Consider the following 13,333-nt stretch of genomic DNA (forward strand, 5'->3'; position numbering starts at 1 on the left):
GACATGCCTCGAAACGAGTTGTTTTGCATGGTCGAAGCACCCGCATTCAACGACATCAGTATTTTTGCCCTGATTAAATTTTCTTCAGGAAATGCGTTTTTCCTGGCCCTCGCCCCTGAACCCTGCGGTTCATTACCCGATAGGACTGACACCATGATCGATTTCGAGCCTAAGTACATCACCTTCGACTGCTACGGCACGCTGACGAAGTTCCGCATGGCCGATATGGCCCGCGAGATGTACGGCGACCGTCTGAAGGGCGCCGAGCTTGAAAAGTTCGTCGCATTCTTTTCCGGATACCGCCGCGACGAAGTGCTCGGCGCGTGGAAGCCGTATCGCGATGTCATCGTCAATGCCGTGCGCCGTGCGTGCCAGCGCATGAACGTCGAGTTCAACGAAGCCGAAGCCGAAAAGTACTACCTCGCCGTGCCGAGCTGGGGCCCGCATCCGGACGTCCCGGAAGGTCTGTCGCGTCTCGCTTCGAAGTACAAGCTCGTGATTCTCTCGAACGCATCGAACGACCAGATTCAAAGCAACGTCGACAAGCTCGGCGCGCCGTTCCATCGCGTGTTCACGGCACAGCAGGCGCAGTCGTACAAGCCGCGCATGCAAGGCTTCGAGTACATGTTCGACCAGCTCGACTGCAACCCCGAAGACGTGCTGCACGTGTCGTCGAGCCTGCGCTATGACCTGATGACCGCGCACGACATGGGCGTGAAGCACAAGGCGTTCGTCAAGCGCGGCCACGAGCCGAGCACGCCGTACTACGAGTACTACGAAGTCGACACCATCGGCGATCTCGCCACCGAGCTCGGCCTGTAATCGTCATCCTCCGGACCCGCCGATGAAACTCGACTCCTACTGGCTCGATACCGCACCCGCCTTCACGGCGGCGCAGGAAGGCCCGGCCGATGGCCGGGTCGATGCGGCGGTGATCGGCGGCGGCTTCACCGGTCTGTCGGCGGCGCTGGCGCTTGCCAAACGCGGCGCGAGCGTCGCCGTGTTCGATGCGGGGAAAATGGGCGGCGGCGCTTCCGGGCGCAACGGCGGCCAGTGCAACACCGGCGTGGCGCAGGACTATGCGGCGTTGCGCTCGCAACTGGGCGTCGAGCGTGCGCAGGGCTGTTATCGCGCGTATGCGGCCGCCGTCGATACCGTCGAGCGTTTGATTCGCGAGGAAGGTATCGATTGCGATTATGTTTCGACGGGCAAGCTCAAGCTTGCGTCGAAGCCGCATCATCTCGCGCACATCGAACGGACCGCCGAACTCATTCGCCGCGAAGTCGATCCCGATATCGACGTGCTGACTCGCGAACAGGTTCGCGGCGAAGTGCAGTCGGACAGTTTTCATGGCGGCTTGCTGCAACGTCATGGTGGCCAGATGCATATGGGCAAGTTCGCGGCGGGTCTTGCGAACGCCGCCGTGCGGCAAGGCGCGAAGCTTTTCGAACATGCGGAAGTGCGCGGCATCACGAAGGAAGACGGCGGGTTTCGAATCGATACGGCGCGCGGCGCGGCGAGCGCAAAGCAAGTGTTGATCGCGACCGGTCCTTCCAAGCACGGTCCTTTCTCGTGGTACAGACGCAGGCTCGCGCCGGTGGGCTCGTTCATCATCGTGACCGCGCCGCTGCCGGCGGAAGAGCTCGCGCGCATCTTGCCCAAGCGCCGCTCCTACACCACGAGCCGCCTCATGCATAACTATTTTCGCGTGACGCCGGATGCGCGTTTGCTGTTCGGCGGACGCGCGCGCTTCACGGCATCCGAAAGACCTTCGGATGCGAAGAGCGGCCGCATCCTGCAGGACAACCTCGCGCAGATGTTCCCGAGTCTCGCGAGCGTGGGCATCGACTATTGCTGGGGCGGTCTCGTCGATATCACCGCGGACCGTCTGCCGCGCGCCGGGCAGCACGACGGCATCTACTTTTCGATGGGCTACAGCGGCCACGGCACGCAGATGTCCACGCACATGGGCCAGGTCATGGCCGACGTGATGAACGGCAAGGCCGACGCCAATCCGTGGCGCGATTTCGACTGGCCCGCCATTCCGGGTCACACGGGCAAGCCGTGGTTCCTGCCGTTGGTCGGTGCGTACTACTCGATCAAAGACGTTTTCTATTGAAGCATCGAAGCATCGAAGCATCGAAGCAAATACAGCCAGCCGGAAACAACCGAGCCGGCGATTCATTCAGCCCCAATCTCACGCGGAGAAGTTCATGAGCATCGATCAATCGCCTGATGCAGTCGACCATGCCGGTATCCGGCTCGACGAACTGACGAAAAAAGGCGCGTCGCGCCGTAGCGTGCTGCGCGCGCTGACCGCGGGCGGCTTGCTGTCCGTCACCGGCACGGGCCTGCTTTCCGTGAGCGGCGCCGCGTTCGCGCAGGAAAAGCCGAAGCAGGGCGGACGGATTCGCGTGGCGACGCAATCTTCTTCGTCCGCCGATACGCTCGACCCCGCCAAGGGCGCGCTCGGCACCGACTACGTGCGCGGCTTCATGATCTACAACGGCCTGACCGAACTGGATTCGCATCTCGGCGCGCAGATGTCGCTGGCTGAATCGCTCGAAACGAAAGACGCGACCGTGTGGGTCGTGAAGCTCAGAAGCGGCGTGCAGTTCCACGACGGCAAGTCGCTCGCGCCGCAGGACGTGATCTATTCGCTGATGCGTCACAAGGATGCAGCGGTCGGCTCGAAGGCCAAGACCATTGCCGACCAGTTCAAGGACGTGAAGGCCACCGGCCCGAACGAAGTGACCATCACGCTCGCCGGCGCGAACGCCGACCTGCCCGTGATTCTCGCGGATTCGCACTTCCTCATCATCAAGGACGGCACCACCGACTTCAAGACGGCGATCGGCACGGGTCCGTTCAAGGTCAAGGAATTCACGCCAGGCGTGCGTACGGTCGGCGTGCGCAACGAGAAGTACTGGAAGCCGGGCTTGCCGCATCTGGACGAAGTGGAGCTGATCGGTATCGCCGATGAATCCGCGCGCGTCAACGCGCTTCTGTCCGGCGACGTGCAACTGATCAACGCGGTGAGCGCGCGCTCGACGGACCGCATCAAGGGCACGCAAGGCTTCAACGTGCTGGAAACGAAGACGGGTCAATACACCGACCTGATCGTGCGCGACGACGGCGGCATCACGGGCACGAGCGATTTCCGGCGCGGCATGATGCACTTGATGGATCGCGACCAGATTCGCCAGACCGTGTTTCGCGGCTATGGCGCGATCGGCAACGACCAGCCGATCGATCCGACCAACAAGTACTACATGGCCGGTCTGCCGCAACGCAAGTTCGATCCGGACAAGGCCAAGTTCTATTTCCAGAAGGCGAAACTCGGCAGCGCGCCGGTGCAACTGTACGCATCGCCGGCGGCTGAGGGTTCGGTCGAAATGGCCGTGCTCTTGCAACAGGTCGCGCCGCAAGCGGGCCTGAATCTGCAAGTGGTGCGCGTGCCCGCCGACGGCTATTGGTCGAATCACTGGATGAAGCATCCGCTCGGCTACGGCAACATCAACGCACGCCCGAGCGCGGATGTGCTGTTCACGCAGTTCTTTAAGTCCGACGCACCGTGGAACGAAGCCAACTGGAAGAACCCGCAGTTCGACCAGATGCTGGTGGCCGCGCGCGGCGAGCGGGACCTATCCGTAATTCTGTGGGCGAGGCATATTATGAGAGGTAAAAGTCATGGATATGCCGATGAAGAAGAAACGCACCGTCGCTTCTCAGGCAGCGGCCCGAGGGCCGCTGCCTGCCCTTCCGGAAGGTCTGCTGGATGACCTGGTCAAAGGCCCGATGACGCCCATCGAGGTCCAGGACCTGATGCTGGCGTTCAACAAGGCACTCATCGAGCGCGCGATGGGCGCCGAGATGAAGATGCATCTGGGCTACCTGGCGGGGCAGCCGAAACCCGACGGCCAGGACAACGAACGTAACGGCGCCAGCGGCAAGACGCTCATCACCGATTATGGCCCGCTCAGGGTCGATCTGCCGCGTGATCGTGACGGCAGTTTTGAACCCATCCTGATTCCGAAACACGAGCGCCGTTTTACCGGTTTCGACGAGCGCATCATCGCCATGTACGCGCGCGGCATGAGTGTGCGCGAGATCCAGGCGTTTCTGGCCGAAGCCTATGGCACCGAGGTTTCGCCCGATTTCATCAGCTCGGTCACCGACGAAGTCATGGCTGAAGCGCTCGCCTGGCAAAGCCGTCCGCTTGAGCCGATGTACCCGGTGGTGTTCTTCGACGCGCTGCGTGTGAAGATCCGTGGCGACGGCGTGGTGAGCAACAAGGCGGTGTATCTGGCGCTGGGCATTCAGGCCGACGGCCAGCGCGATGTGCTCGGCCTGTGGATCGAACAGACCGAAGGGGCGAAGTTCTGGCTGAAAGTGTTCAACGAACTGAAGACCCGGGGCTGCCAGGACATCCTGATCGCGGTGGTCGACGGCCTGAAGGGACTGGCTGAGGCGATTGGCACGGCGTACCCGCGCACGGCCGTGCAGACCTGCATCGTGCATCTGATCCGCAACAGTCTGGAGTACGTCAGCTACAAGGACCGCAAGAGCGTGGCCGCAGCGCTGCGCCCGGTCTATGCCGCCGCGAGTGAACAGGCCGCTCAGCAGGCCCTGGAGGCCTTTGCCGAAGGCCCGTGGGGTGCGAAGTACCCGACTATCGTGCAGTCGTGGCGACGGGCGTGGGAGAACGTCACACCGTTCTTCGTGTTTCCGCCGGACATACGCCGTGTTGTCTACACCACAAACGCCATTGAGAGTCTGAACATGCAACTACGCAAGATCATCAAGACACGCGGCCACTTCCCCAATGACGAGGCCGCCATCAAGCTGCTGTGGCTGGCATTGCGCAACGTGCTGGCAAAGTCAGTACGCGCGGCGTTCGACTGGTCGTCCGCGATGAACCAGTTTGCCATCCTGTTTGGAGAGCGTTTTACCAACGCACGCGGGTGACTCCGCTAACCGCCTCGCACACAAAAATGCGGACAGGTTCGGCGAGCCGGACGACGCCAAGCGCAAGAAGATCTACGGCGACATGCAGCAGCTCGTGCACGAGGACGGCGGCATCGGCATTCCGATGTTCCAGAGTTCCCTCGATGCCCACACCGCGAAGCTCAAGGGCCTCGGCTCAATTCCGCTCGCCGGTCTCGGCGGCTTCATGTTCGCGGAAAAGGTCTGGCTCACGGCGTAATGCACGCTGCGTCTCAAGCGACATCGCGCGCCCTCAACGGACGGCGCGCGAACCTCAAACCGGAGGCGATATCCGATGAAAGTTCATGCGCAACGACTCGTCGCCACGCGCATCGGCCTCGCGTTGCTGACCTTGCTGATCGTCTCGGCGGTGGTGTTCGGCATCACGGGTCTCTTGCCCGGCGATGCCGCACAGCAGGCGCTCGGCCAGGCGGCCACGCCCGAGCAGGTCACGGCGCTGCGTCACGAGTACGGGCTCGATCAGCCCGCGCTGCAACGCTACGTGCAATGGCTCGTGCACGTGGTCTCGGGCAACTTCGGCACGTCGCTGTCGAACAATCTCCCGGTGAGTCAGCTGATCGCCTCGCGTCTGCCGAATTCGCTCGTGCTGGCCGGTTTGACCGCGCTGGTTTCGGTGCCGGTGGCGCTTTTCATCGGCATCGTGTCGGCCATGTTTCGCGGCTCGCTGCTCGACCGCGCGCTCAACGTGCTGACGCTTTCGACCGTGGCCGTGCCCGAGTTTCTCGTCGCGACCATCGCCGTCCTGATCTTCGCGGTGAAGCTGCGCTGGCTGCCAGCGCTCTCGTATCTCTCGGATGTGTCGTCGTTCGGCGCGCTCTTGCGGGTCTACGCGATGCCGGTGATGACGCTCTGCTGCGTGATCGTCGCGCAAATGGCACGCATGACGCGCGCGGCGGTGCTGGATCAGCTCAACGCGTCTTACGTGGAGATGGCGCGTCTCAAGGGCGCATCGCCGATGCGCGTGGTGTTGCGGCACGTCTTGCCCAACACCATCGGCCCGATTGCGAACGCGGTGGCGCTGAGTCTCTCGTATCTCTTCGGCGGCGTGGTGATCGTCGAATCGATTTTCAACTATCCCGGTCTTGCAAGCCTCATGGTCGATGCCGTCACCAACCGCGACATGCCGCTCGTGCAGGGCTGCGTCATGGTGTTCTGCGCGGCGTATCTCGCGCTCGTGCTGATTGCCGACCTGGCCCAGATCGTATCCAACCCGAGGCTGCGTCAACGATGAATCGTCCCTCGACACCTCACGTGCCACACGCCTCGCAGGTCATGTACGAGCCGGATCCCGGACTACCGGACGTGGCCGAAGCGCCGGTCGTCGTGCAGAAGCGCGGCCCGTTGCGACGTCTCGCCGGACGCTTCTCGGTGCTCGGCTTGATCGGTCTTTTCATCGTCGTCTTCTGGCTCGCGGTTGCGTTCCTGGCTCCGCTCGTCGCGCCGTACAAAGGCGGCGCGATGACTTCCATCGACATCTTCGGCAGCTATAGCGCGGCGCACTGGCTGGGCACCGATTATCTCGGCCGCGACATGCTTTCCCGCGTGCTGTACGGCACGCAGTACACGGTGGGCCTCGCGCTTGCGGCGACGCTGCTCGCGAGTTTCATCGGCACGTTCTTCGGTCTGATCGCGGCTGTGTCCGGCCGCTGGGTCGATGAAATCCTGAGCCGCTTCTTCGATGCGCTCATCTCCATTCCGAGCAAGGTGCTCGCGCTGGTGGTGATCGCCGCGTTCGGCTCGTCGATTCCCATGCTGACGATGGTCGCCGCGCTCGCCTACATTCCCGGCGCGTTCCGCATTTCGCGCTCGCTCGCGGTCAACATCATGACGCTCGAATACGTGCAGGTGGCAAGAGCGCGCGGCGAGAAGCTGTTCTATATCGCTCGCGTCGAAGTGCTGCCGAACATGATCCACCCGATGCTCGCCGACTTCGGTCTGCGCTTCGTGTTCATCGTGTTGCTGCTGTCGGGCCTGAGCTTTCTCGGCCTCGGTGTCCAGCCGCCGAACGCGGACTGGGGTTCGCTCGTGCGCGAGAACATCGGCGGTCTGGCGGAAGGCGCGCCGGCCGTGCTCATGCCGGCGGTCGCCATCGCCACGCTGACGGTCGGCGTGAATCTGCTCATCGACAGCCTGCACCGCCACGGTGCGCGCGGCAACGGAGGCGCGCAATGACCACCAACATGATCGAAGTGAAAGGCCTGCGCGTGGTCGCGGGCGCGGCGCCGGACCCGGTCGTCGAGATCGTGAAAGGCGTGGACTTCGTCGTGAAGAAGGGCGAAGTGCTCGCGCTGATCGGCGAGTCGGGCTCGGGCAAGACGACGATTGCGCTGGCGCTGCTCGGCCATGCGCGCACCGGCTGCGCGATTGCGGGCGGTTCCGTCAAGATCGGCGACACCGAAGTGCTCGAACTGAGTGAAAAGGGCCGTCGCGCGCTGCGTTCGCGCACGGTGGCTTATGTGGCGCAGAGCGCGTCGGCGGGATTCAATCCGGCACGCACGATCATGGATCAGGTGACCGAGCCCGCGTTGCTGCACAAACTCATGTCCGCCGCGGCGGCGCGCGAGAAGGCGGTCGCGTTGTTCCGCGCGCTCGCGTTGCCGAATCCGGAAAGCATTGGCGACCGGTATCCGCATCAGGTCTCGGGCGGGCAGTTGCAGCGGTTGATGGCCGCGATGGCGCTGATCACCGATCCCGCCGTCGTCGTGTTCGACGAACCGACCACCGCGCTCGATGTGACCACTCAGATCGAAGTCCTCGCCGCATTCAAGCGCGTGGTGCGCGAACTCGGCACGACGGCGGTGTACGTATCGCACGACCTCGCCGTGGTGGCGCAGATGGCGGACCGCATCGTCGTGCTGAACGGCGGACGCGTGCGCGAGAACGGCGCGACCGCGCAAGTGCTCGACGCTCCCGCCGACGATTACACGCGCCAGTTGCTCGGCGCGGTGCGCCGTCCCAATGCGCTGCTCGCCGAACTCTCGCCGTTCACCAGTCAGGGTGAAAAGCCGTTGCTGGAAATTCGCCGCCTGAGCGCGGGTTATGGCCGTGTCGATGCGAACGGCGTGCCCGCCGTGCGCGTGCTCGACGACGTGAGCCTGAAGATCGCGCGTGGCAGCACGCTCGGTGTGATCGGCGAATCGGGATCGGGCAAGACGACGCTTGCACGCGTGGTCGCGGGTCTGGTGGACCGGGCGCGCGGCGACGTGCTGCTCGACGGCAAGCCGCTGCCGGCCAAGCTCTCCGAACGTACGCTCGAACAATACCGGCGCGTGCAGATCGTGTTCCAGAACGCCGATACCGCGCTCAACCCGAGCCGTACCATCGCCGATATTCTCGCGCGGCCGATGAACTTCTATCACGGCCTGCGCGGTGCGGCGGCACGGAAGCGCATGCTGGAACTGCTCGATCTGGTGAAGCTGCCCGCAGCGATTGCGAAGCGCCAGCCGGGCGGTTTGTCGGGCGGACAGAAGCAGCGCGTGAATCTGGCGCGCGCGCTCGCCGCCGACCCCGCGCTCATTCTCTGCGACGAAGTCACGTCCGCGCTCGATACGGTGGTCGGCGCGGCCATTCTCGATCTGCTCGCGGAATTGCGCCGCGAACTCGGCGTCTCGCTCATGTTCATCAGCCACGACATCTCGACGGTGCGGGCCATCTGCGACGAAGTCATCGTGCTGTATGCGGGCCAGTGTGTCGAAGCGGGCCAGCGCGAGTCGCTTTCGCATCCGCCGTATCACCCGTACACGGGTCTGCTCGTCGATTCGGTGCCTGCGCTGCAACCGGGCTGGCTCGACGAGCGGCGCGCATCGACGCTGACTGCCTTGCCCGTGCTCGGCTCGGATAGCGGCGTGGATGCGTTGTGCAGCTTCCGTGCGCGTTGCACGGTGCGCATCGACGGCAAGTGCAACGTGACACCGCCATCGGTCAAGACCTTGCCTTCGGGCGCCGCCATTCTGTGCCACCGCTCGGCCGACGACCTCACGCGCATGCAGACACAAGACAACGCGGTGGCTGCATGAACGCACGTTTCGTGAGAGTGGCGGAGACGGGGCGCAAAACGGTGACCATCGTTATCGACGGCAGCATCGCACAGGCCAAGGAAGGCGACACGCTGATGGTCGCGCTGCTGACGGCGCAAGACACCTTGCGCGATTCCGAGTTCGGCGATGGCCGCCGCGCCGGTTTCTGCCTGATGGGCGCGTGCCAGGATTGCTGGGTTTGGACCGCGAGCGGCGAACGCCTGCGCGCCTGCACGACGCCGGTTGAAGAAGGCATGTCGATCGTCACACGCATCGGTCAGACGAAGGAGGGTGTATGGCCGCGCGCGAGCGTTTGAAGGTCGTGGTCATCGGCGGCGGACCGGCGGGCGTGCGCGCAGCCGAAGCGCTCGTGCGCGCGGGCTTGCGTCCGACCGTGGTCGATGAAGGACGGCGCGACGGCGGGCAGATTTATCGGCGGCAGCCCGACGGGTTTTCGCGCTCGTATGAAACGCTTTATGGCAGCGAAGCCGTCCGCGCTCAGTCGCTGCATCGCACGTTCGACGGCTTGCGCGCGCAGATCGACTATCTGCCCGAGACGCTCGTGTGGAACATCGAACCGAACGTGGTGCACATCGTCAGCGGCACGCGCTATCGCAAGCTCGACTTCGACGCGCTCATCGTGTGCAGCGGCGCCACCGACCGCCTCATGCCGGTGCCGGGCTGGCATCACGCAGGCACGTATAGCCTCGGCGGCGCGCAGGTCGCGCTGAAGTCGCAAGGCTGTGCAATCGGCGCGCGCACGGTGCTGATGGGCACGGGACCGCTGCTCTATCTCGTCGCCGCGCAATACGTCAAAGCAGGCGCGACGGTCGGTGCGGTGCTGGACACCTCGACGCTTGCACAACGCATTCGCGCGTTGCCGCAACTGCTCGCCATGCCATCGACGCTCGTCAAGGGCATCGGCTTGATGCGCGTATTGCGTCGCGCGGGCGTGGCGGTGCATCGCGGCATCACGCCGGTTGGCATCGGCGGGACGGCCGAACATGGCGTCACCGGCGTGCGCGTTGAAACGGCGAACGGCGCGCAACTCGATATTGCCTGCGATGCCGTCGCGCTCGGCTATCACCTCCGTCCCGAAACGCAGCTCGCCGATCTCGCGGGCTGCGAGTTCGTCTTCGATCAGGCCGCCCGGCAATGGCTTGCTCGCATCGACGGCGATGGCCGCAGCAGCGTGCCCGGCGTCTATCTCGCGGGTGACGGCGCACGCGTGCGCGGCGCGGACGCCGCCGAGCGCTCCGGACAACTCGCGGCGCTCGCCGCCTTGCACGATGCGGGGCTCGCGCCCGACAACGCGCGCGTCACGCAATTACGCGCCGAACTCGCGCGCTTCACGCGATTCGCCGCCGGCCTGCGGGCCGCTTTCCCGTGGCCCGCGCGCTTCGCTGCCGCGCTTCCGGACGAGGCGATCGTCTGCCGCTGTGAAGCCATCACAGCGGGCGAATTGCGTCGCGTGGTACGCGAAATGGGCGCGCGGGAAGCGAATCGCGCGAAGGCGTTTTCCCGCGTCGGCATGGGCCGCTGTCAGGGCCGATATTGCGCGCACGCGGGCGCGGAAGTCATCGCCGCCGAGGCGCGCGTGCCGCTCGAAGCGGTCGGACGTCTGCGCGGACAAGCGCCTGTCAAGCCGCTGCCGATGGCCGTGACGCCGCAGGACGAAGTGCATCGAGGAATCGAAAAGGAGCTGAGCGAATGAACGAGCGCGCCGATGTGATCGTGATCGGCGGCGGTATCGTCGGCACGACGACCGCATTTTTTTTGCGCCGCCGTAAGCGTTCCGTGATCGTGCTCGAACGCGGTCTCACCGGGCAGCAGGCAAGCGGCGTGAACTTCGGCGGCGTGCGTCGCCAGGGCCGCGCGCTTTCGCAACTGGCCATGTCCAATCGCGCCTTGCAGACCTGGAAACGCTCGCGGGAACTGCTCGGCGAAGATGTCGAATTCCTGCCTTCGGGCCATACGCGCGTCTGCTATCACGCGCACGACGCCGAGTATTTTCAGCGCTATGCCGATGAAGCGCGCGCCCACGGCCTCGATCTCGAAGTGCTCGAAGGCCGGGCGATGTTCGAGCGCTTCCCCTTCCTCGGCCGCGAAGTCCTTGCCGCATCCGTTTCGCCGCTCGATGGCCACGCCAATCCGCGACTCGCCGCGCCTGCGTTCGGGCGTGCGGCGGCGCGGCTCGGAGCGCGCATCGTCGAGAACACGGAAGTGGTGCGTATCGAGAAAGAAGCGGGCGGCTTCCGCGTGGAAAGCGCGGCGGGCGACATCTATCGCGCCGAACAAGTGCTGGTATGCGCGGGCGCGTGGGCCAATACCTTGTCGACGCAACTCGGCGAGCCTGTGCCGCTCGTCGCGCGCGGCCCGCAAATGGCTGTGACCGAACCCGTGCCGTATGTCTTCCAGCATTCGATGGGCGTCTACACGACGGTCAAGGCCGAGAGCGTGTACTTCCGCCAGATTCCGCGCGGCAATCTCGTGCTCGGCGGCGGCCCGCCCGGTCCCGCCGATATCGCCACGCGCCGCGCGGGCGTGCTGCCGGAAAACACCGTCGCGCAGATGGCGCAGTTTCGCCGCATGGTGCCGGCGCTCGGACCCTTGCATGTGATTCGCGTCTGGAGCGGCGTCGAAAGCTATCTGCCGGATTCGGAACCGGTGATCGGCCCGAGTACGAAAGCCGATGGCCTCTTCTATGCGTTCGGTTTCAGCGGCTCGGGGTTTCAGATCGGGCCGGGCGTGGGCGAAACGCTCGCGGAACTGCTCGATACCGGCGCCACACCCATTCCTCTCGATTCGTTCTCCATTCAACGATTCCAGCGCGGCGCATCGGCACACGCGGAATCGGCCACGTCAGAGACTTCTTCATGAACCACGAGAGCCACGCGAACATCAAGCCCGCCGTGCTCGGCAACGCGCTCGCCTATATCGAAGCGAATTTCGACAAGACCGTGAGTCTTGCGCAGCTCGCCGATGTCTCGGCGTTGTCGGTGTCGCGCTTTGCGACCGTGTTTCGCGAGCAGATCGGGCTTTCGCCCTACAAGTATCTGTGCCGCGTGCGGGTGCGGCGTGCGCAGAGTCTGTTGCTCGCGGGCATGCCGGGATCGGTGGTGGCGACGGAAGTCGGCTTTTTCGATCAAAGCCATCTCGCGCGGCATTTCAAGCGCTTGTGCGGCATGACGCCGAGCACGTTCATCGAGCACGCACGCGACCATGCGGACACGCGTTCAGCCAAGCTCGATGCCGGTTGCCTTAAGGGCATCGCGAAGACCGAGCCGCGGATACTTGCTCTCGACGACGCGCATGTCGCCTAGCGTTTCCGCGATGAGCCAGTCGCGCACGTCGGCGACGATAGGCCGCAACGGCCGGTTCGGCGGCGTGACGAGGCAGCAGCGCCGGCTCGTCACGATGAGTTCCTGTTCCGCCGGCACGAGCGCGCCTTGCGCGAGCCAGTGAGACGCCACGTTGAGCCAGCCGAGCGCCATGCCTTGCCCGAGCAACGCGGCCTGCACGACGATGGCGTAGTCGTTGAAACTGAGCATGCCGGCGACATGCCGCTCTTGGTCGGCGAACGCATGAAAGCGCTCATGCCAGCCGCGTTCGCCGTCGTCCATGACGATCACCGTATCGCCATGCGCGCGGCCCGCTTCGGTGCACGCGGTTTCGTGGTATCGCTCGTTCGATACCGGCAGCAGCGCTTCGGGCATGACCAGCACGGCGTTCTCGTCGATCTCTTCATCGTGAAGGAAGCGCATGCCGAGATCGACATCGACGAGCGGCCCGCCAATGCGCCCCGAGATCAGTTGAAAGCGCAGGTCCACCGAAGGAAACGCCTGATTGAGCCGGCTCATGCGCGGCATCAGCCAGTGCGTGGTGAAGGCGGTGGAAACCGACAGCGTGACCGACTCCACGCCGGTGGCGCGTGCCTCGATTTCGCGGATGGCGCTTTCTATGCCATTGAAGCCTTCCGATATCTTGCGATACAGAATGCGCCCGCTTTCCGTCAGTTCAATGCCGCCGCGCACGCGCTCGAAAAGCCGCACGCCGATATGGTCTTCCATGCGCGCGAGCATGCGGCTGACCGCAGGCTGACTCACGTAAAGTTCTTGCGCGGCACGCGTGAAATTACCGCAGCGCGCGGCCGCTTCGAAGACGAAGAGCGCGTTGGCGCTGGGCAGTTTCTTGCGAAGGTTTGGCATGACCTGATGTTATGCCCGATCCAACAATTTTGGAATTGCCGTCAAAAACATCGCGCCGTATATTTTTCTTAATCCTCAAGCCCGAAGACACGAGACGACACT

Annotated in this window: 12 protein-coding genes and 1 pseudogene; 12 read left to right on the forward strand and 1 reads right to left on the reverse strand. The window is 64.3% G+C overall.

The features are described from left to right. Positions 1–153 precede the first annotated feature (153 nt). The 12 genes and pseudogenes from P9292_RS06500 to P9292_RS06555 all read left to right on the forward strand — a co-directional run bounded on the left by P9292_RS06500 (position 154) and on the right by P9292_RS06555 (position 12,346). Positions 154–822: a haloacid dehalogenase type II gene (locus P9292_RS06500; RefSeq protein ID WP_250468443.1), complete on the forward strand. Its 669-nt coding sequence runs from the start codon at positions 154–156 to the stop codon at positions 820–822. A 22-nt stretch (positions 823–844) separates the two neighbouring features. Next, a complete protein-coding gene (locus tag P9292_RS06505) occupies positions 845–2,119 on the forward strand; it encodes an FAD-binding oxidoreductase (protein ID WP_309958380.1) in 1,275 nt (424 codons plus the stop codon). A 94-nt stretch (positions 2,120–2,213) separates the two neighbouring features. Beyond that, complete coding sequence (locus P9292_RS06510) at positions 2,214–3,782, forward strand: ABC transporter substrate-binding protein (protein WP_309958381.1); 1,569 nt, start codon at positions 2,214–2,216, stop codon at positions 3,780–3,782. Beyond that, entirely contained in the window at positions 3,697–4,968 is a 1,272-nt protein-coding gene (locus P9292_RS06515) for an IS256 family transposase (RefSeq protein WP_409015145.1), read from the forward strand. The genes P9292_RS06510 and P9292_RS06515 overlap by 86 nt, the downstream gene beginning before the upstream one ends. Before the next feature lie 40 nt (positions 4,969–5,008). Further along, a pseudogene (locus tag P9292_RS06520) lies at positions 5,009–5,206 on the forward strand (ABC transporter substrate-binding protein); the annotation flags it as partial. A gap of 75 nt (positions 5,207–5,281) precedes the next feature. Continuing rightward, a complete protein-coding gene (locus P9292_RS06525; RefSeq protein ID WP_244830116.1) occupies positions 5,282–6,238 on the forward strand; it encodes an ABC transporter permease in 957 nt (318 codons plus the stop codon). Continuing rightward, a complete protein-coding gene (locus tag P9292_RS06530; protein ID WP_309958382.1) occupies positions 6,235–7,179 on the forward strand; it encodes an ABC transporter permease in 945 nt (314 codons plus the stop codon). The genes P9292_RS06525 and P9292_RS06530 overlap by 4 nt, the downstream gene beginning before the upstream one ends. After that, complete coding sequence (locus P9292_RS06535; protein WP_309958383.1) at positions 7,176–9,023, forward strand: ABC transporter ATP-binding protein; 1,848 nt, start codon at positions 7,176–7,178, stop codon at positions 9,021–9,023. The genes P9292_RS06530 and P9292_RS06535 overlap by 4 nt, the downstream gene beginning before the upstream one ends. Then, the gene (locus P9292_RS06540; protein WP_244830119.1) at positions 9,020–9,340 is read left to right on the forward strand and encodes a (2Fe-2S)-binding protein; all 321 of its coding nucleotides are present in this window, start codon (positions 9,020–9,022) and stop codon (positions 9,338–9,340) included. The genes P9292_RS06535 and P9292_RS06540 overlap by 4 nt, the downstream gene beginning before the upstream one ends. Then, positions 9,319–10,737: an FAD/NAD(P)-binding oxidoreductase gene (locus tag P9292_RS06545; RefSeq protein WP_250468438.1), complete on the forward strand. Its 1,419-nt coding sequence runs from the start codon at positions 9,319–9,321 to the stop codon at positions 10,735–10,737. Before P9292_RS06540 ends, P9292_RS06545 begins: the two co-directional genes overlap by 22 nt. After that, positions 10,734–11,903: an FAD-binding oxidoreductase gene (locus tag P9292_RS06550; protein ID WP_244830121.1), complete on the forward strand. Its 1,170-nt coding sequence runs from the start codon at positions 10,734–10,736 to the stop codon at positions 11,901–11,903. Before P9292_RS06545 ends, P9292_RS06550 begins: the two co-directional genes overlap by 4 nt. Continuing rightward, complete coding sequence (locus tag P9292_RS06555) at positions 11,900–12,346, forward strand: helix-turn-helix domain-containing protein (RefSeq protein ID WP_250510724.1); 447 nt, start codon at positions 11,900–11,902, stop codon at positions 12,344–12,346. The genes P9292_RS06550 and P9292_RS06555 overlap by 4 nt, the downstream gene beginning before the upstream one ends. Here the strand turns inward: P9292_RS06555 and P9292_RS06560 are convergent. Continuing rightward, a complete protein-coding gene (locus P9292_RS06560) occupies positions 12,260–13,231 on the reverse strand; it encodes a LysR family transcriptional regulator (RefSeq protein ID WP_250494137.1) in 972 nt (323 codons plus the stop codon). The genes P9292_RS06555 and P9292_RS06560 overlap by 87 nt on opposite strands. Positions 13,232–13,333: the final 102 nt, after the last annotated feature.

This window comes from Caballeronia sp. LZ001 (assembly GCF_031450875.1).
Classification (GTDB): domain Bacteria; phylum Pseudomonadota; class Gammaproteobacteria; order Burkholderiales; family Burkholderiaceae; genus Caballeronia.